Genomic DNA, 18,897 nt, shown 5'->3' on the forward strand with positions numbered 1-18,897 from the left:
AGTTAAAGCGTACGACGGCGGGCGGGCGCCCGCCGTCGTACCAGGAGTCAGCTGAAGCTACAGCATGCAGCTGACGCAGCCCTCAACCTCAGTCCCTTCCAGCGCGAGCTGGCGGAGACGGATGTAGTAGATGGTCTTGATGCCCTTCTTCCAGGCGTAGATCTGGGCCTTGTTGATGTCGCGCGTGGTGGCCGTGTCCTTGAAGAACAGCGTCAGGGACAGGCCCTGGTCCACGTGCTGGGTGGCTGCGGCGTAGGTGTCGATGACCTTCTCGTAGCCGATCTCGTACGCGTCCTGGTAGTACTCCAGGTTGTCGTTCGTCAGGTACGGTGCCGGGTAGTACACGCGGCCCAGCTTGCCTTCCTTGCGGATCTCGATCTTGGACGCCACCGGGTGGATCGAGGAGGTGGAGTTGTTGATGTAGGAGATCGAGCCCGTCGGCGGAACAGCCTGCAGGTTCTGGTTGTAGATGCCGTGCTCCATGACCGAAGCCTTCAGCGCCAGCCAGTCAGCCTGCGTGGGGATGTGCACGTCCTTGAAGAGCTCTCGGACCTTCTCGGTCTGCGGCACCCACTCCTGCTCCGTGTACTTGTCGAAGAACTCACCGGACGCGTACTTGGACTTCTCGAAGCCGCCGAAGGTCTGGCCGGTCTCGATGGCCAGCAGGTTGGAGGCGCGGATGGCGTGGTACACCACCGAGTAGAAGTAGATGTTGGTGAAGTCCAGGCCCTCCTCGGAACCGTAGTGGACCCGCTCCCGCGCCAGGTAGCCGTGCAGGTTCATCTGGCCCAGGCCGATGGCGTGGCTCTGGTCGTTGCCCTTTGCAATGGACGGCACCGAGGTGATGTTGGACATGTCGGACACAGCCGAGAGTGACCGGATGGCCGTTTCGATGGTCAGGCCGAAGTCCGGGCTGTCCATGGTCTTGGCGATGTTCAGCGAGCCCAGGTTGCAGGAAATGTCCTTGCCGGTCTCCGCGTAGGACAGGTCATCGTTGTACGTGGTGGGCTGGGATACCTGGAGGATCTCGGAGCACAGGTTGGACATGATGATCTTGCCGTCAATCGGGTTCTCCCGGTTCACGGTGTCCTCGAACATGATGTACGGGTAGCCGGACTCGAACTGGATCTCGGCGAGGGTCTGGAAGAACTCGCGGGCCTTGATCTTGGTCTTCTTGATCCGGGAGTCGTCCACCATCTCGTAGTACTTCTCGGTGACCGAGACGTCGGAGAACGGCATGCCGTAGACGCGCTCGACGTCGTACGGGGAGAAGAGGTACATGTCCTCGTCCCGCTTGGCCAGCTCGAACGTGATGTCCGGGATGACCACACCGAGGGAGAGGGTCTTGATGCGGATCTTCTCGTCCGCATTCTCGCGCTTGGTGTCCAGGAAGCGGTAGATGTCCGGGTGGTGCGCGTGCAGGTACACGGCACCGGCACCCTGGCGGGCACCGAGCTGGTTGGCGTAGGAGAAGCTGTCTTCGAGGAGCTTCATCACGGGAATGACGCCGGAGGACTGGTTCTCGATCTGCTTGATGGGCGCGCCCACCTCACGGATGTTGGTCAGCGCGAACGCCACGCCGCCGCCGCGCTTGGACAGCTGCAGGGCGGAGTTGATGGACCGGCCGATCGACTCCATGTTGTCTTCGATGCGGAGCAGGAAGCAGGAGACCAGCTCGCCGCGCTGCTTCTTGCCGGCGTTCAGGAACGTGGGGGTGGCCGGCTGGAAGCGGCCCTCGATGATCTCGTCCACCATCTGCAGGGCAAGCTGCTCGTTGCCGCGGGCCAGGTGCAGGGCAACCATGCAGACGCGGTCCTCGTAGCGCTCCAGGAAGCGCTTGCCGTCGAATGTCTTCAGCGTGTAGGACGTGTAGAACTTGAAGGCGCCCAGGAACGTCTCGAAGCGGAACTTCTTCTTGTACGCACGGTTGAACAGCTCACGGATGAAGTTCATCGTGTACTGGTCCAGCGTCTCGCGCTCGTAGTACTGGTTCTTCACCAGGTAGTCGAGCTTCTCCTCCAGGTCATGGAAGAACACGGTGTTGTTGTTAACGTGCTGCAGGAAGTACTGGTGGGCGGCCTCGCGGTCGGCCTCGAACTGGATCTCTCCGCTGGGACCGTACAGGTTCAGCATGGCGTTCAGCTCGTGGTAGCCCAGGCCCTTGTAGGCGGCGGGCATCTCGGGCTTCTGGGCCCTGGTTACTTCTGTGTCTGCGACAGTCGTGTCCAAAACGTATCCAATCCTTGGTTGACCCGGGTGACGTCTTCCGGCGTTCCCATAAGTTCGAATCTATAGAGGTGGGGTACCTGGCATTTGGCGGCGATGATGTCCCCCGCCATGCAGTAGTTGTCCCCGAAGTTTGTGTTGCCGGCACCGATGACCCCGCGCAGCAGCTGCCTGTTCTGCGGGTTGTTCAGGAACCGGATGACCTGCTTGGGAACGGAGCCTTCTCCCCCCGTGCCGCCGTAGGTGGGCACCACCAGCACGTACGGCCGGGTGGCGAGCAGGGGTGCGTCCTTGGCCAGGAGCGGAATCCGGGCCGCGTCGCGGCCAAGCTTCGAGACAAAGCGGCTGGTGTTCTGGGACGCCGAGGAGAAGTAGATAAGCTGGCTCTCCGTAACAACGGACGGGACCGGCCCGGAGGACTCCACGCGCTGAGCCACGTGGGAATCCTGGACTGCTGGTGCTGCCGTGAGAGTCACCTCGGCTGGTTGATGGTTGCCGGCAGGGAAGGCCCTTAGGCCACGGAGGAAACGGCAGAGAGGGCCAGTTCCTCGATCTTGTCCGGGCGGAAGCCTGACCAGTGGTCCTGGTCCGTGACCACAACGGGTGCCTGCATGTAGCCTAGTGCCTTCAGTCGCTCGAGGGCTTCGGCGTCCTGGGAGATGTCAACGCTCTGGTACGTGATGCCCTTTTTATCGAGAGCCCGGTAGGTGGCGTTGCACTGAACACAAGCAGGCTTGGTGTAAACCGTAACGGTCATGATTCCTGTCCCCTTTTCTGGAAAAACTTGCTCGTCCGGTGTTCCCGCCCAAGCTGTATGTAGATACTACATCTAGTGCAGACGCCTCTTCGGAACCCCAAGATGATGTATTACAAGTATGTCATTTAATGCACCGTTAATCCACAGGCAAGGGCCTTCAAAATGTCCGGAATCCCGCCGATTTCGCGGACGGAATCCACATGCTGTGGACTACTTAGCCACATTTAACGCCCAGCGTGTCGTGGAAAAGACGGCGTGTCGCGTCTGGTGCAGGAGGGGGCCAAGGGGGTCCGGAACACCGAAAAAGGGGCCCCGAAGTGACCTTCGGAACCCCTCCTGGTGATGAAACGCACGACGACGGCCGCGCGCCGCCGTCGTGATCCCTCCTCCCTGCCGGGCAGTCGCTACAGCTGCGCCTCCCGGCGGTCCAGCACGATCTGCTGCACATCCAGGTAGCCGGACTGGAATCCCGCCCGCGAGTAGCAGAGGTAGAACAGCCACATCCGCTGGAACACAGCATCAAACCCCAGTTCCCCCACCTCCCGGGACCGCTCCAGGAACCGTTCCTCCCACAACCGCAGGGTAGCGGCGTAGTGGTCCCCCATCCCCATCCGCTCCCGCACCCGCAGGGACGTGTGCTGCTGCGTCACGCCCTCGATGGCGCGGACGGACGGCAGGAACCCGCCCGGGAAGATGTACTTGTGCACCCACGTGTACGCATTCCGGGTTGCGAGCATGCGCCCATGCGGCATGGTGATCGCCTGGATAGCCACCTTGCCGCCGGGGGCCAGCACCCGGTCGATGGTCTGGAAGTAGATGGGCCAGTACTCGTAGCCCACCGCCTCGATCATTTCGACAGATACGACGGCGTCGTACCCGCCCTCCACCGCGCGGTAGTCCTGGAGGGCCACGGTCACGCTGTCCGCGTAGCCGGCCGCCGCAATGCGCTCCTGGGCGAGGGCCTGCTGTTCGCTGGACAGGGTGACGCTGTAGACGGTGGCGCCGCGGGCCGCTGCCCGGAGCGCCAGTTCACCCCAGCCGGTGCCGATCTCCAGGAGCCGGGTCCCGGCACCGACGCCGGCCTTGTCCAGCAGCCTGTCGATTTTGGCCTGCTGCCCCCCGGCCAACTCCTCCCACCCCACAGAAACCAGCGGCCCCGCCGTGGGCGGAAACAGCGCCGACGAGTAGCTCATCGTGGAGTCGAGGAAGTTGGAGAACAGGTCATTGGACAGGTCGTAGTGCCGCGAGATGTTGCTGCGGGTATTCTGCTCGGCGTTCCTTTCCTGCCGCGGCGTGCGCGGCAGGTACAGCGAGCGCAGTTTCTGCAGCGGAGTGGGAATGAGGGTGTCCACCGACGCCGCGAAGACCTCAAGGACGCCGGCCAGGTCACTGGCTTCCCAGTCGCCGGCCATAAAGGATTCGCCCAGCCCGATCAGTCCGTTGTCGCCGATCCTCGCCTCGAATGCCTCCGGCCGCACCATGGTCATGACCGGCGCGTCCGGACCGCCCGTGCCCAGCACCGTGCCGTCGGGGTATTCAACGCGCAGCGGCAGCCGCTTGACGGCTCCCTTGAACAGGAGGCCTGCGGCCTTGCCGGCCACAACAGCCTTGGCGCCCGACGGCGGCCGGGCAACTTCCGGCCACACGTCCGGGTCGATGCTGGCGGGCGACGCCGGCACGCCGTTCGCGGTCCAGGCTTCGGCGTAGTGGGCTGGGACGTAGTGGGCTGGGGCTTTGCCACCGGCTGTGTCCCTGGCGGCAGTTGTTTCGTTGTCGTCCGTCATTGTCATTGAACTGCCTCCTGTGAGGGGTGGTGTGGTCGGGCGACGACGGGCAGGCGTCTTGCCCAGAGTGTAATGCCCTGCACCCGGATGAGTGCGGAAACGAGCAGCGGCGCGGCCGGCACCGCAGCCGCCGCGGCAAGGATGTTCCCGAGCGTGGCGGGCCGGCGGGTGCCGTCCATGCTGGCCACGAAGGGCCGGTGGCCCTCCCGCTCCAGCACAATGGACACCGCCAACCGCTCCCCCGGGGCGGGCAGCTTCATCCGGTACTGCCCGCTGACGTCATTGAAAGGCGAAACATAGAACGCCTTGGGCACGGCGGCCCGGCCGGCCGCATCCGTCCGCAGCAGGTAGCAGTGGCGTTCCCCATAGGTGTTGTGGACCTCGGCCACTACGCACTCAAGCTCACCGCTGGTCCGGTAGCACCAGAACAGCGTCAGCGGGTTGAAAACGTAACCGAAAACCCTGGCGCTGGTCAGCATGTGGATGGCACCGCCGTCGGGCTCGATGCCCTGGGTGCGCAGGTACCGTTCCACGTTGCTGCGGATGCTGGCGGCCGGGTCCCCAAGGTGGTCGCCGGCCTTGAAGACGGCAAGCGGCCGAAGCAGGAACGGCAGCCGCGGGAGTTGGTCCACATCCACGAACCAGCTGTAATTGCGGTAGGTGAACGCGTTCTTCAGCGGCGTGCGCCGCACATGCGAGATGGATGTGCGGTAAATGGCTGGGACTGCGCTCATGCGGGTTCCGCCGCGGGCAGCAGTTTCCGTTCGCCGCCGTCCCGGGAGGCGAACTCATCGGCAGCCCGGGCAACGGGCCAGGAGCGGCCCAGCGCTTCGGCTGCCCGCACGCCGGAAAGCGCCCCGTCCTCGTGGAAGCCCCAGCCCAGGTAGGCACCGGCGTAGGCGATCCGGTTGTCACTGAGGCCTGCGATTGCCTGCTGTGCCTGCAGCGATTCGGGCGTGTACTGAGGGTGCTCATACACCATCCGCTCCAGGACCCGGTCATCCGCAATCAGCTCCGACTCCCCCAGGCTCACCAGGTAGGGCATGCCGTCGGCCGGGCTGAGCCGCTGGAGGCGGGTGAGGTCGTAGCTGACCAGGACCTTGTCCGGCCGGGCTTCGCAGGAGGGCAGCCGGTAGTTCCAGGACGCCTTCGCGTTGCCGGCAGCGGGCAGGACGGCCGGATCCCGGTGGAACACCGTATGGTTCACCGAGTACGGCATCCCGCCGAGCGCCTCCTTTTCGGCGGGCGAGGCATCAGCCAGGAACCCCAGGGCCTGGGCAGGGTGGGTGGCAATGACAACTGCCTCGAAGTCCTCTACGCCGTGTTCCGTGACCACCTCGATGCCCAGGGCGTGGCGCCGGACGGCAGTCACCGGGGTGTTGAGCCGGACATCGGGCAGTGTGGCGGCGAGTTTTTCGACATAACGGGCCGAGCCGCCGGTGACCGTCCGCCACTGCGGCGAGCCTTTGACGCCCAGCATGCCGTGGTGGCCCAGGAACGTGAAGAGGTATCGCGCGGGGTAGGCCAGCGCGGTGGTGGGGTCGCAGGACCATACTGCGCTGACCACCGGGGTCATGAAGTGGGAGATGAAGTATCGACTGAAGTTTTCGCGTTCCAGGAACTCGCCCAGGGTCGGCTCGGCTCCGGCAAGGTCGGGGCTGACAGCGGAAACGGGGGCCGTGCGCAGGAGCGCCCGGGCCTTCCGGTAGAAGCGGGTGACCTCGAGCAGCATCAGCAGGTACCGGCCGCGCAGGAGGCTGGAGGGACGGGCAATGATGCCGCGGCCGCCGTCGCGGGCTCCTGCATACTCCAACCCGCAGCCGTCGCACCGGACGGACATGCTCATTTCGGAATCCTGCGTTTCCACGCCCAGTTCGGCGAACAGCCGCAGCAGTGTTGGGTACGTCCGTTCATTGTGCACAATGAAGCCGGTATCGACGCCGAGGGAGGACCCGTCCGGCTGCGCCAGGTCATGCGTGTGCGCGTGCCCTCCCAGCCGTGAATCCGCTTCGAACAGCGTGACGTCGTCCTGCCGGTTGAGGACGTAGGCGGCAGTCAGGCCGGCCACGCCGCTGCCGATGACGGCCACCCGCCGTCGTCCGCCTCCGCTTACTGCTGGGTTAGGTGACAATGTATGCTCCTCTGCTGAACATTTGCCGCTTGGCTGGGTATGCAGAGGGCAATTCGGCACCATGGGTCCTGCGGATGGGTGCGATGGACCGCAGTTTTTTCGGCGCCTGCCGGCGGAGTACTGTGGGCGGGTGGTAAACCCGGTACACCTGAAGACCCTCCTGGAGGTCACCCGGCTCGGTTCATTCGCAGCCGCAGCGGCAACACTGGGCTACACGGCCTCCGCCGTCTCCCAGCAGATGTCCGCGCTGGAACGCGACACCGGCGTTGTCCTGTTCCAGCGCTCGGCGCGCAGGGTGGTCCCTACGGAAGCCGCCGTCGTCATGACCCGGCACGCCGCCAAGGTGCTGACCGACATTGAAGCCCTGATGGCCGCTGCCTCCAGGACGCAGGATTCGGCCAGCCAGGAACTGAGGCTGGGGATCTTTCCCAGCCTCGCCACGTACGTTCTGCCGCGGATTTTGAAGAACCCGTCATGGAAGAACCTGGGCATCGACCTGAAGGTGTCCGTCGCTGAACCCGGGCAGACCATCCAAGGGCTGCGCACCGGCGGGGAACTGGACCTCGCCGTGGTTTTCCAGGTGGGCCAAACGGGCTTCGCGTGGCCGAACACCATCAACCGGCAATGGATCGGCGACGACGACTTCCGGGTGGTGCTGCCCGCCGGATGGGGCTTCCGCTCCGACGCCAAGGTGGCCGCAGACCACCTCTCGGACATGCCGTGGATCATGCACCACCCGGGTACCAGCGACGCCATGGTGATTGAGCGGCTGTTCGCCGGGTGCAACCTGCATCCGCGGGTCGTGGCGCACAGTGACGACTTCCACGCGAGCCTGGAGATGGCGGCCGCCGGGCTGGGCGCGGCTTTGGTGCCGGAACTCGCGCTGCGGAACAAGCCGGCCGGCGTGGTGGTGCTGGACGTTCCTGAGATCCGGCTCGCCAGGAACGTTTTTGCGCTCCTGATCAACGAGCGGAAGACTGCCCGGGTCCAGCTGTTCGTGGACCTGCTGGCCGAGACGCTCGCCGGGATGCGCACTGCCGTGAATTAGGCCTGAACGCTGGAATGCTCCGCTGTTCGGGTCTATGTTGAAACTATGAGCAAGGTAGCGAGCCGGCACTTTGGAGAGATTGAGCTCAACCACGGCAGGGATCACTTCATCGCCGCGAAGCATGAACTGCGCGGCCATCCGCTGGAACTCGACCTGAACGTCACCGCCCACGACCACTTCGATGAGGCCGCCCTGCACAAGGTCGACTACCGCCTGCGGTTCCTGCCGGAGCTCGTGGACGAGGTCCGGGACATGATCGCGGAAGAACTGGAGCAGGAAGGCACCAGCCCGCAGGAGTACCTGCACTTCCACTGCAATGCCCTCAAGGACGAGCACCTGCAGAAGGTCTTTGGCATATCGGACCGCAGCCAGCTCACCAACGAGGTGTTCCTGAAGGCCCTGAAACTCGGCCATGTGGGCATCTACCCCGGCCAGCCTGAACGCTACTTCGTCCTGGACTTCACCCTGGGCGAGCATTTCACCGACGAGGTCCTGGTGGCCTCCGCCGACGAAGACGGCGTGGTGGACGACGAAATCGTGTGGGAGTCCTGAATCGAGTGCTCCGTACCTGCCGTTTTGAGCGTCCATAACGGCAGGTACGGACCACTCGATGTGGCCTTTGACCCTAGTGGCACCGCATGCCCGGGCACAATATGGGAGCCATGCATGATGTCCGATCCGGAACGTGGCGCCTTGCTTCCTCACTGCTCCTCTCCGGCGTGGTGGTTTCGCTCCTGGCCGGCCTCCTTCATGCGGAGTCCCATGACGCGAATGACCATGTAGCCTCGTTCACCGCCTACGCGAACAGTGATATCTGGACCGCCGTCCACTTGGGCCAGTTTGCCGGGATGGCTTTGGTGTGCGCCGGGCTGGTGGCTTTGTGGTCCGTTATCGGCCTTCGGCGGGGCGGACTGGGCTGGACCGCCCGCTTTGGGGCTATTTCCGCCGCCCTCGCTGCGGCGCTTTATGCCGCGTTGCAGGCTGTGGATGGCGTAGCACTCAAACAGGCGGTGGACGCGTGGGCGGTCTCTGCGGAACCGGACAAGGCGGCGCGTTTCGCCACCGCCGAAGGCATCCGCTGGCTTGAATGGGGAATGCGCAGCTACCAGAGCTTCCTGCTGGGGGCCGCGCTGCTTCTGCTGGGCACCGTTGTTGCATCACTGCGGCCGGTTTCGCGGTTCATCGGCTATTTGATGGTTCTGTCCGGGCTGGCGTACGTGGCGCAGGGCTGGATCATCGGCGAACTGGGCTTTGCAGCCACAAATTCGCTGCCCACGTTAACCGGGATCATCGCGGTCCTGGCCTGGTCAGTGTGGTTAGCCGTCAGCGCCTGGCGGATGAAGGAAACCGCTAAGGCAGGCTGAGCCCCGTTCGCTCGCAGGCTAAGGGTTGGCGCGGCAGGCCGCGCCAACCCCTAAATCTCTGCGGGCTCCTACGAAGCGGCTACTTGGCCGCTTCAAGCAGCTCCGCGCGAACCGCCTGGGTTGCCTTGACCAGGTTGCGCAGGGACTCTTCGGTCTCCGCGTAGCCGCGGGTCTTCAGGCCGCAGTCCGGGTTGACCCAGAGCTGGCGGGACGGAACGTGCTTGACGGCGGTGGCCAGCAGTTCGGTGACTTCGCCCTCGCCCGGTACGCGCGGCGAGTGGATGTCGTACACGCCCGGGCCCACGCCGCGGCCGAAGCCGTGGGACTCGAGGTCGTGGACAACCTCCATGCGTGAGCGGGCTGCCTCGATGGACGTGACGTCGGCGTCGAGGCCGTCGATCGCGTCGATGATCACGCCGAACTCCGAGTAGCAGAGGTGGGTGTGGATCTGGGTGGCGTCTGCGGCGCCGGCGGTGGCGAGGCGGAAGGAGTCCACGGACCACTTCAGGTAGTCCGCGTGGTCCGCCTTGCGGAGCGGGAGGAGTTCGCGCAGTGCGGGTTCGTCCACCTGGATGACCTTGATGCCGGCAGCTTCGAGGTCAGCGATTTCGTCGCGCAGGGCCAGGCCAACCTGGTTGGCGGTCTCGCCCAGCGGCTGGTCGTCGCGGACGAAGGACCAGGCCAGGATGGTGACCGGACCGGTGAGCATGCCCTTCATCGGCTTGCTGGTCAGCGACTGGGCGTACTTGGCCCACTCAACCGTGATGGGGGCGCTGCGGGTGACGTCGCCCCACAGGATGGAGGGACGGGTGCAGCGTGAGCCGTAGGACTGCACCCAGCCGTGGACGGTGACGTCGAAGCCCTCGAGGTTCTCGGCGAAGTACTGCACCATGTCGTTGCGCTCGGGCTCGCCGTGCACCAGGACGTCGTAGCCGAGCTCTTCCTGCAGCTCCACAACGCGCTTGATCTCGTCCTTCATGAGCTGCTCGTACTGCTCGTCCGTGAGGTCGCCCTTGTTGTTGCGGGCCCGGGCGGAGCGGATTTCGGAGGTCTGGGGGAAGGAGCCGATGGTGGTGGTCGGCAGCGGCGGCAGGTGCAGCGCCTCTTCCTGGGCTGCTTCGCGGACCGAGTACTCGGAGCGGGTGAAGTCGGCAGCGGTGAGGGCCCCGGTGCGGGCGCGGACGTCGGCGCGGCGGACGCCTTCGGCGGTGGCGCGGGAAGCGATGACGGCTGTTGCGTCGTCAATGGCGGCCTTGGCGGAGGCGGGCTCGGCCAGGTAGGACGCGAGGGTTTTGACCTCAACCGCCTTCTGGTCGGAGAACGCCAGCCAGCTGCGGAGCTGTTCGGAGAGCTGCGTCTCCTCGGCGACGTCATGCGGGACGTGCTGCGTGGAGGTGGAGGTGGAGACGGTGACCCTGCCTGCAGCTGCCTTCAGTGCGTCCAGCTTGGCGGCTGAAGCGGCGAGGTCATTGCGCCAGATGTTGTGGCCGTCAACGACGCCGGCAACCAGGGTCTTGTTGCCCAGACCGGCGAGTGCCGCGGCAGAGGGGACGGCGCCCTTGAAGACGTCGATGTGCAGGGCATCGATGGTGGTGGCGGCGAGGGTGCCGAGCTGGCCGTCGAGCGGGCCGTACGGGGTGGAGACGAGGATTTGCGGGCGGTTGGCCGCGGCGGTGAGGACTTCGTAGGCGCGGGCAACGGCCGCTGCGATCTCGGCGGCAGGGGTGTCCTGGTCAACAACCAGCGCGGGCTCGTCGAGCTGGACCCAGCTGGCTCCGGCGGCGGCGAGCTTATCGAGCAGCTGGACGTAGACGGGCAGGATGTCCTCGAGGCGGGACAGCGGCGCGAAACCTGCCGGGGCGCCGTCGGACGCCTTGGACAGGAGCAGGTACGTAACCGGGCCAACGATGTACGGGCGGGTTTCGATCCCGTTGGCCAGGGCGAACGCGAACTCGTCAACCTTCGCGGTGGAGGCCAGGCTGAACTCGGTCTCCGGACCGATTTCCGGCACCAGGTAGTGGTAGTTGGTGTCGAACCACTTGGTCATTTCCAGCGGCTGCTGGTCCTTGGTGCCGCGGGCCAGGGTGAAGTAACCGTCGATGTCCAGCTGCCCCTCACTGTTGAGGAGTTTGCCGAAGCGGGCCGGCACGGCGCCCAGGTGGGCGGTGGTGTCCAGGACCTGGTCGTAGTAGGAGAACGTGCCCGGCACGGCTGCGGCCTCCGTCAGGCCGAGATCCTGCAGGCGCTTGGCGATGCTCAGCTGGATGTCCTTGGCGGCGGCGTCCAGCGCGGCGGCGTCGATCTTGCCGGCCCAGTAGGCCTCCACGGCCTTCTTGAGCTCGCGGCGGCGGCCGATGCGCGGGTAGCCGAGCAGGGAAGCAGCGGGGAAGGGCGTGGTGGCGTTGTTGAGTGCAGTCATGGGATTCTCCTGGGGAGTTGGAATGTGTGCGGACACGCCGTTGGCGGGCGTCCACAAAAAGGTGTTCAGCTAAAAGGCGTTTGCTGGAAAGGCGGGTTTTGCGCTTTTGGCGGGTTCAGCTGGCGAGCTGGCCGGCCACGGCTTCGCTGCGGCTGGAACGGGTGCGCCGCGGGAGGGCCAGCTTGTCCAGCACGTCCAGGGCGCTTTGGTGTTCATTGAAGGTGTATAGGTGGATGCCCGGCGCTCCGGCTTCCAGTGCCGCGTTGGCAAGGTCAACGGTGGCACTGACGCCGATCCGCATCCGCTCCAGGTCGCTGTCCGCCGCTGCCATGCGTTCCAGCAGTTCGGGAGCCGGCTCCACGCCGGTCAGCTCGCCGAGCCGCTTCAGGCGCCGGAGGCTGGTGAGCGGCATGACCCCCGGGATGATCGGGATGGTGACCCCGGCCCGGCGTGCCCGGGTGAGGAGGTCCGCGTACTGCTCCGTGTGGAAAAAGACCTGTGTGATGGCAAAATCCGCGCCGGACCGCTGCTTGGCAAGCAGCACCTCGACGTCGTGCGCTTCGCTTGGTGACTCCGGGTGCCGGGTGGGGTAGGCAGCGACGCCGACGGCGATCTTCCCTGCGCAGAGCAGGGCGGAGCGGCGCTGTTCAACCCGGCGGATGAGTTCGATCAGGTCCTGGGCATAGCGGAGCGATCCGGCGGCAGGTTCGCCGCCGTCCTTGGGCAGGTCACCGCGGAGGGCAAGAATGCCGCGCACGCCGGTGTCCAGCAGTTCGCCGATGATTCCCGCCAGTTCCTGGGGCGTGTTGCCTACGCAGGTGAGGTGGGCCAGCGGCCGGAGCGTGGTTTCCAGCAGGAGGCGGTTGATGAGGTCGACGGCGGTGTCCCGATTGGAGCCGCTGGCGCCGTAGGTGACGGAAACGTAGTCCGGTGCAGTGGTTTCCAGTTCCCGGATGGTGGTCCAGAGGGTTTCCGCGGCTGCCGGCGAACGGGGCGGGAACAGCTCGTAGGAAAGCGCCACCGGAGCGGCGTCGGAGAGATTCGGGTGCGTTTCAATAAGGCTTGGTGGCGACATTTGCGTCCTTGGCTTTGGGCCACTGACGGCTGCTGTCCGCACGAACGGCGGCAGCCCGGCAGTGAATTGAGTTTGGGGAACACGGACGGACTCCACGAGGACGCAGCCGCGGCTGGTACGCCTGAAATGAAGTTCTCCGTGAGCAAATGTCAGGCCCACATGGGGGCACCCACACCCTCCACAGGGAGGATCGCTGACACGTTACCGGGGTAACTTGTATAAGACTCTATGAGTAGCAGGGCTGTGCGTTCAAGTTGGCCGCCGAATTAAGACGCAGTTTTACGGCTTGTTGAGGTTCTCTACGGAATTTTGTTCGCTTGCCTTGCCGTTACCAGGGGCGCCCGGGGCCGGGCGCATATTCTGCGTCCTCCAGGTATTCCTCCCGTTCGCGGCCGCTGTTGCGTTCGCGCTGCGCCTGCCGGGCACTGTCTTCCAACTGCTGCAGCTGGCTCTGCTGCGGTGAATCCGGGCCCGCCTTCCCTGGATCGTTCTCCGCAGGCCCTGCTTCCGGTGCCTGGTTAGCGCCGGCGTCCGCAAGTTTTGACCGCAGGCGCGCTTCAGCTGCGGCCAGCCGGTCCCCCGCCACGCCCGGAGGTTTACCGGAAAAGCATCCCTGCGGCGCCGCCTCCGCCACATCCAGGGCTTCTGCGTACAGGCCGGCCGCCGGCGCCGGTTCTCCTGCCTGCAGCTTCCCGTCGCCGAGCCGCTCGATGGCCAGGACCAGGTTCACCCGGATGACGCAGGCTTCGGCGGACGCGGGCAGGGCGGGCGGGACAAGGTTCAGCGCCTCCTCGAACCGGAGGCGGGCCGAGGTGAAATTGCCGTCCAGGACGTCGGCGCCCCCGGCAGCAAAGGGCGCTTTGTGCGGTTCGATGATGTTTGCCAGCTGCAGTCCTCCCGCGGCTCCCCGGACAGATGCTGCGTCGGCGGATTCAAAGGCACTGGCTGCCCGGCCGCCCAGCAAACCAAGGCTCAGCAGTTTGGCGGCAATGCACATGACCAGGAACACCGGGACGGCAGACCACACGAGGAGGCGCCGCCGTCGGGCTGGCATGCTGCCTGCGTCGCGCTCGAGGGAAGTCACGTGGCCTCCGCCTTTCCATCACCGGAACGCGGCCCGGCGGTGGCCTGGACTACTGGGCGCCCGGCAGCCGGGCCCGGCGCAGCTGAAGCCGGGGCAACCGGGGGCCGGGCGAGCGGCCGCAGTTCACGCAGCTGCCGAATGATCACCCTCGCTTCCCCCAACCCCAGCGCGAAGGCACCGGCCGCGAGGACCCAGTACAGCTCTGTCCGCGCCGGCAAGGACCCGTCACCGGCCGCGTGATCAAGCTGGCCCCGGAATTCGGGCACGGCAGGGCGGGCATCCTGCATCATCGGCGCAACGGGGTCACCGGCAGACCGGTGGACATACGGAACCCCCAGCTGTCCCGCAACCTGCCGCAGCCGGCCTTCATCAATCCTGGACAATGCAACCCCGGGCAGCGCCCCTCCCCCGGCACCGCCGCTGCTGTCCTGGACATACGGCGCTCCCTCGCCTGCCGCGGAACCTCCGCCGTAATCCTGTCCGGTGTTCTCGCGCATCCTTCCGCCGCCGGCCGTGCCGTAACCCAGCACCGCTCCCCCAGCCACCAGGCCATCCTCGAGGTCCATGGTTTCCGGTTCCTTCGCGCTGGTATGCTCGCCGTCGCCGAAGTAGTACACAAGCCGGGGCCGCTCGGGGTGGCTTTGCCGGGCCGCGGTCAGGCGTTCGGCCAGCACCTTCCGGGCAGCCGTGATGCTGCTCCCTTTGGCATAGGCCGTGACCTGCGGCTCAAGCACGGACGTTATGGTTTCCAGCGCCAGGGTATCCGTGGTCAGCGGCATCCGGACATGGGCTTTGGTGTCGAAGGTGATGACGGAAAAGCGGGCACCGGGCAGCTCTTCTGCGACGGCCGCGATGTCCCTCCGCACTCCCGCCGTCCTGGGTTCCGCGTTGCCGTAGTCTTCCGCCACCATGCTGGTGGTGGTGTCCACCACGAAGAACACGTTGAGGTCGGCGGTGGCTGCCTGGGCCGTGCCGCCGGGCACCCCGGGGCGCAGCGCGGCGCCGAAGAGGAGCAGTACCAGCACGGTTCGGCGCAGCCAGGGACGGATGCTGACTCGCGCACCCCGGTCCCCGGCTGCCCGTGCAGCAGTCGCCGCTCCCCGGTAAAGCCGCCAACCCAGGAAAGCCAAGGCCGCCACAGCGACGGGAAGCAGCAGCCACCAGGAAAGGACCGGTTGCAGGGTCATGGCCGCAACCGCCAACTGGCGAGCACCAGGACCAGGCCGGAGAGGAGGGCAGCGGAAAGAGGCAGGCTCGGCTCATCCCAGGCAACCGCGCGCGGTGCGCCCTGGAGGGCCGCCTTTTCCGTTTCCTCGACGCCCCGCACAACGCCCTGCACCGCCTCCGGGTTGTCCAGGGCGTAGTAGGCGCCGTCCGTGGATTCCGCGGCGGCCCGCAGCTGCGCCCCGGGCTGGTCCCGGCCCGTGCCGTAGTCCAGGTCACCCGGGTTCAGTGCATACACGCGTACTGCCCTGTCCTTGGCAAGCGCCGCCGCTTCCCCAAGGGTCATGATGGGGTCGCCGGAGAGGAAATTGTCCGTGGCCAGGACCACTGACCGCGAGCGCGATGGCGGGCCGGCGTCCGCGCCGGGATTCGGGTTGTTTCCGGACTGGTCCGTCCTGCGCGGGAAGCTGTTGAGGCAGGACGCCAGGCCGTCACCGATCAGGGATGAGCCCCTGCCGCTCCACGTCCCGTCCAGGAACCCGGAACTGCCGGGTTTCCCGTTGAAGGCGTCCCGGGCAAGCTTCAGCTGCTCCTGCGCGTAGCCGTAGTCGTCGGTCAGCGGAAAGACCTGGATGGCCGTGCTGTCGAAGATTGTCAGGCCGATGCGTTCGCCCTCGAATTCGGTGGCCAGGGCGGCGAATACGTCCACCAGGGCGGCGTCGGCGCTGCTCATGGAACCGGACGCATCAAGGCACAGCATGATGTCGCGGTTGTGCTGTTCAGGCCGGATGATGGTTACTTCCAGAGGCCGGGCGGCCGCCACTGCCGTGGAAACCAGCAGGGACGCGCAGGCCAGCGCGGCCACGGCCAGCCAGCGGCGGTGCCGCCGCAGCCCTGCCTGGTATTCCGGCAGCAGGGTGAGCCTGTCCGCATGGGCCACCGGCCGGCGTCGTGCGTTGGCGTTCCTGTCTCGCCGCAGGGCCGCCCACGCGGCGGCACCGGCCGCCGCCGCCGCCAGCGGAAGCAGCCACCACCACATCAGTTCCATGCCTGCACCGCCCTGCGTGCCGCGGCCGCCGAACCTGCCACGGAGGGAAGCGGCCCGGGACCGAACTCGGCCGGGTAGAGCTGTCCGACGGCGGACGCGGCCGCGGGCAGGGGATGTTTCGCGAGGTCCGCGTGGGTCATGCGGAGGGCATCCACCCCGGTGGCATCGCGGACGAATTTCCTCAGCAGGAGGCTGATTTCCTGGTGGGAGTCCCGGATGCTCCGTTTTCCCGAGGCGGCGTCCCGTTCCACGTCATCGATCCGCTCCAGGTACGCCGCCTTGAGTTCCGCGAGATCCGTCAGCTGGGCAGGGCGCTGGCGGGCATCCGCGCCGCGTGGCGTGCGGGTGGCGGCAAACACGACGGCGTACCAGGCCGCAGTCAGGACCACCAGCGCCAGTCCGGCCCACCCCCACACGGAGTCATACTGCAGGGGTCCGTAAAACTCCGGTTCAACCTGCACGGCGGTGCCTTTCGAGGAGGGCGAACAGGGCAGTCATTACGCCCGCGGTTCCAGCCACTTCGCCTTCCGTGATTCCAGCCTGGCGCAGCATGGCTTTGCGCCCGGCGTCCCGTTCGGCCACGGCTTTGGCGTAGGCTGCGGCAACTGCCGGGTCCTTGGCAAGGTGCGCAATGAGGGGGTAGGAGCCGGCGACGCTGTACGAATCAGGCAGGACCTGGTCCGGCCGGTGGAGGGGGTCCTCAGGGGCCAGCCCTGCGTCCCGGACCGTGAGCCAGAGGATCTCGTGCTGCGCCCGGAGCCGGCGCAGCAGTTGCCCGGCGGCCGGGCTGGCCGCCACTTCATCGGCGACGACGAACAGCAGGTTGCGCCCCTTCACGGTGCGGGCCACATGGTCCAGCTGGTCCTCGATCCTGCTGGGCGCAGCGTCCAGCCTTGCCGCCGAGTCGACCTGCCGCAGGAGGCGTTCCAGGTGGGCTTCTCCGGCTTTGGCAGGCAGCGAGGCTGTGCCGGCGGAATCGCCGCACACCAGTCCCACCACGTCGCCATGCCGGTGGGCCAGGTACCCCATGACCCCCAGCGCCATCACGGCGATGTCCTTCTTCGTTTCCCCGCTGTAGGCTTCCGCTGCCATGTTGCGGCCGGTGTCGGTGACCAGGATGACGCTCTGCCGGCGGACCGCCACGTACCGCTTGATCAGCGGCGAGCCGTGGCGGGCCGATGCCTTCCAGTCGATGTCGCGGACCTCGTCGCCGGGAATGTAGGCGCGGAGGTCGTCAAAGTCCAGGCTGCGGCCGCGGAACACCGAGCCGTATTCGCCGTCGAGCAGGCCGCGGGCCTTGCGGTGCGCGAAGAAAGCCATGGTTGACTTCACCCGCTGGAGGAGGCTGGTCACGCTGGCCTAGGGGGTCTGGACGGCAGCGACGACGGCGTCAATCACCGTTTCCACCTGCACTTGTTCCGCCACGGCGTCGAAGTTCAGGATCAGGCGGTGGCGGAGGACCCGGTGGGCCAGCGTCTTTACGTCCTCGGGGATGACGTGGTCCCTGCCGTTCAGCAGGGCAACGGCCCGCGCAGCCTGGCTGAAGGCGATGCTGGCACGGGGGCTGGCCCCGAATTCGATGTAGCCGGCCAGCCGCGGGTCGATGTACTGCCCGGCGTTGCGGGTGACGAAGACCAGCCCCACGATGTAGTTGATGACCGCTGGGTCCATGTAGACGCGGCGGACGAGTTCCTGGACCTCGGTGACGGCATCCAGCGAGGCTGTGGCCGGGGGCGCCTGTTCAGGGGTGTACACCCCGGCATCAATGCGGCGGATGATCTCTGCCTCCTCCGCCGGGGAGGGATAGTCCAGCACGTCCTTGAGCATGAAACGGTCCATCTGCGCTTCCGGCAACCGGTACGTGCCCTCCTGCTCTATGGGGTTCTGGGTGGCCAGGACAAGGAAGGGCGAGGGCAGCCGGTATTCCTGGCCGCCGATGGAGGTCTGGCGTTCCTGCATCGCCTCGAGCATGGCGCTCTGCGTTTTGGCACTGGAACGGTTGATCTCGTCCAGGAGCACTATGTTGGCGTGCACCGGTCCCAGCTGGGTGATGAAGGTTCCCTTGGCGGCGTCGTAGATCTGCGTGCCCACGATGTCGCTGGGCAACAGGTCCGGGGTGCACTGGATCCGGCGGAACTCTGCGCTGACTGCCTCCGCCACGGTCTGCGCGGCGGTGGTCTTGGCAAGCCCGGGGACGCTTTCCAGGAGGATGTGCCCGCCGGTCAGCAGGCCAACCAGCAGGGATTCCCGCAGCCCGGCCTGCCCCACCACCTTGGCCTCGAAGCTCCTGGTGATGTTCGCCACAACCTGCTGCGCCCTGGCCAGTTCCGCCGGTTCAATTCTTGCGGACGCGCTGGTTGAAAGCACTCGGACTCCCCCTGGTTGCTGAACTGGGCATGGCGGCCGGACCGGCTGCACTCCGCCGCCATCCTATCCAAGAACGCGGCCGTGCTCTTGGGCAAGGGGGACCCCTCCCCATCAGGGGAACCCAGGTCTATCCTTTTGACATGAGCGAGCTTCCAGCCAGTTACAAGGAGTTTCTCGCCGACAAAAGCGAGATGTTCATCAGCACCGTCAGGCCTGTCCTGCTGCAGTCCGCGGCGGACAAGCTGCATGGGGTCCGGGTCACGTACAACCCCGGATCCACCGGCCACCAGGCCCACCTGGATGAAAGCCTGCCGTACGGGGTGGTTTTCGAGGATATCGACTGACTCCGCCGTCGGCGGAAGATCGCGCCAGGAGCCGGCATGGCACGCCGCAGAGCTGCAGCCGTTGCCGGCCTGGCCTTCATTCTTGG

18 protein-coding genes are annotated in these 18,897 nt (G+C 66.2%); 4 read left to right on the forward strand and 14 right to left on the reverse strand.

The window, feature by feature from the left end:
* Positions 1–57: 57 nt before the first annotated feature.
* The 6 genes from nrdE to FHJ30_RS11465 all read right to left on the reverse strand — a co-directional run bounded on the left by nrdE (position 58) and on the right by FHJ30_RS11465 (position 6,898).
* Complete coding sequence (gene nrdE / locus FHJ30_RS11440; protein ID WP_139029478.1) at positions 58–2,178, reverse strand: class 1b ribonucleoside-diphosphate reductase subunit alpha; 2,121 nt, start codon at positions 2,176–2,178, stop codon at positions 58–60.
* Between the two features lie 20 nt (positions 2,179–2,198).
* Positions 2,199–2,663, reverse strand: coding sequence for a class Ib ribonucleoside-diphosphate reductase assembly flavoprotein NrdI (gene nrdI / locus FHJ30_RS11445; protein ID WP_139029421.1), 465 nt, complete (start codon positions 2,661–2,663; stop codon positions 2,199–2,201).
* Between the two features lie 74 nt (positions 2,664–2,737).
* Complete coding sequence (gene nrdH, locus FHJ30_RS11450) at positions 2,738–2,983, reverse strand: glutaredoxin-like protein NrdH (RefSeq protein ID WP_013601222.1); 246 nt, start codon at positions 2,981–2,983, stop codon at positions 2,738–2,740.
* Positions 2,984–3,387: 404 nt separating this feature from the next.
* Entirely contained in the window at positions 3,388–4,773 is a 1,386-nt protein-coding gene (locus FHJ30_RS11455; protein WP_139029422.1) for a class I SAM-dependent methyltransferase, read from the reverse strand.
* Positions 4,770–5,501, reverse strand: a complete 732-nt coding sequence (locus FHJ30_RS11460; protein WP_139029423.1) for a DUF1365 domain-containing protein — start codon at positions 5,499–5,501, stop codon at positions 4,770–4,772. Before FHJ30_RS11460 ends, FHJ30_RS11455 begins: the two co-directional genes overlap by 4 nt.
* A complete protein-coding gene (locus tag FHJ30_RS11465) occupies positions 5,498–6,898 on the reverse strand; it encodes an NAD(P)/FAD-dependent oxidoreductase (protein ID WP_240793679.1) in 1,401 nt (466 codons plus the stop codon). The genes FHJ30_RS11460 and FHJ30_RS11465 overlap by 4 nt, the downstream gene beginning before the upstream one ends.
* A gap of 130 nt (positions 6,899–7,028) precedes the next feature.
* Here FHJ30_RS11465 and FHJ30_RS11470 point away from each other — a divergent pair, with 130 nt between their 5' ends.
* From FHJ30_RS11470 to FHJ30_RS11480, 3 genes are all read left to right on the forward strand, one after another.
* Positions 7,029–7,946, forward strand: coding sequence for a LysR family transcriptional regulator (locus FHJ30_RS11470; protein WP_139029425.1), 918 nt, complete (start codon positions 7,029–7,031; stop codon positions 7,944–7,946).
* Positions 7,947–7,991: 45 nt separating this feature from the next.
* Positions 7,992–8,498: a DUF2004 domain-containing protein gene (locus tag FHJ30_RS11475; RefSeq protein WP_104998188.1), complete on the forward strand. Its 507-nt coding sequence runs from the start codon at positions 7,992–7,994 to the stop codon at positions 8,496–8,498.
* Between the two features lie 110 nt (positions 8,499–8,608).
* A complete protein-coding gene (locus FHJ30_RS11480; protein ID WP_139029426.1) occupies positions 8,609–9,310 on the forward strand; it encodes a hypothetical protein in 702 nt (233 codons plus the stop codon).
* Between the two features lie 79 nt (positions 9,311–9,389).
* Here FHJ30_RS11480 and metE read toward each other — a convergent pair whose 3' ends face one another.
* From metE to FHJ30_RS11520, 8 genes are all read right to left on the reverse strand, one after another.
* Complete coding sequence (gene metE, locus FHJ30_RS11485) at positions 9,390–11,729, reverse strand: 5-methyltetrahydropteroyltriglutamate--homocysteine S-methyltransferase (protein WP_139029427.1); 2,340 nt, start codon at positions 11,727–11,729, stop codon at positions 9,390–9,392.
* A gap of 115 nt (positions 11,730–11,844) precedes the next feature.
* Positions 11,845–12,804: a methylenetetrahydrofolate reductase gene (locus tag FHJ30_RS11490; protein ID WP_139029428.1), complete on the reverse strand. Its 960-nt coding sequence runs from the start codon at positions 12,802–12,804 to the stop codon at positions 11,845–11,847.
* Positions 12,805–13,132: 328 nt separating this feature from the next.
* Entirely contained in the window at positions 13,133–13,888 is a 756-nt protein-coding gene (locus FHJ30_RS11495; RefSeq protein ID WP_240793680.1) for a hypothetical protein, read from the reverse strand.
* Positions 13,885–15,075, reverse strand: a complete 1,191-nt coding sequence (locus tag FHJ30_RS11500) for a vWA domain-containing protein (RefSeq protein WP_139029429.1) — start codon at positions 15,073–15,075, stop codon at positions 13,885–13,887. The genes FHJ30_RS11495 and FHJ30_RS11500 overlap by 4 nt, the downstream gene beginning before the upstream one ends.
* Positions 15,072–16,100: a VWA domain-containing protein gene (locus FHJ30_RS11505; protein WP_139029430.1), complete on the reverse strand. Its 1,029-nt coding sequence runs from the start codon at positions 16,098–16,100 to the stop codon at positions 15,072–15,074. The genes FHJ30_RS11500 and FHJ30_RS11505 overlap by 4 nt, the downstream gene beginning before the upstream one ends.
* Positions 16,091–16,561, reverse strand: a complete 471-nt coding sequence (locus tag FHJ30_RS11510; RefSeq protein ID WP_139029431.1) for a hypothetical protein — start codon at positions 16,559–16,561, stop codon at positions 16,091–16,093. The genes FHJ30_RS11505 and FHJ30_RS11510 overlap by 10 nt, the downstream gene beginning before the upstream one ends.
* Complete coding sequence (locus tag FHJ30_RS11515) at positions 16,551–17,453, reverse strand: DUF58 domain-containing protein (protein ID WP_139029432.1); 903 nt, start codon at positions 17,451–17,453, stop codon at positions 16,551–16,553. Before FHJ30_RS11515 ends, FHJ30_RS11510 begins: the two co-directional genes overlap by 11 nt.
* A 6-nt stretch (positions 17,454–17,459) precedes the next feature.
* Positions 17,460–18,467, reverse strand: coding sequence for a MoxR family ATPase (locus FHJ30_RS11520; protein ID WP_139029433.1), 1,008 nt, complete (start codon positions 18,465–18,467; stop codon positions 17,460–17,462).
* Between the two features lie 140 nt (positions 18,468–18,607).
* Here FHJ30_RS11520 and FHJ30_RS11525 point away from each other — a divergent pair, with 140 nt between their 5' ends.
* Positions 18,608–18,811 carry a hypothetical protein gene (locus tag FHJ30_RS11525; RefSeq protein WP_104999755.1) on the forward strand — a complete coding sequence of 68 codons (204 nt, stop codon included), beginning with the start codon at positions 18,608–18,610 and terminating at the stop codon, positions 18,809–18,811.
* Positions 18,812–18,897: the final 86 nt, after the last annotated feature.

It is taken from the genome of Arthrobacter sp. BB-1 (assembly GCF_006151685.1).
Lineage (GTDB): Bacteria > Actinomycetota > Actinomycetes > Actinomycetales > Micrococcaceae > Arthrobacter.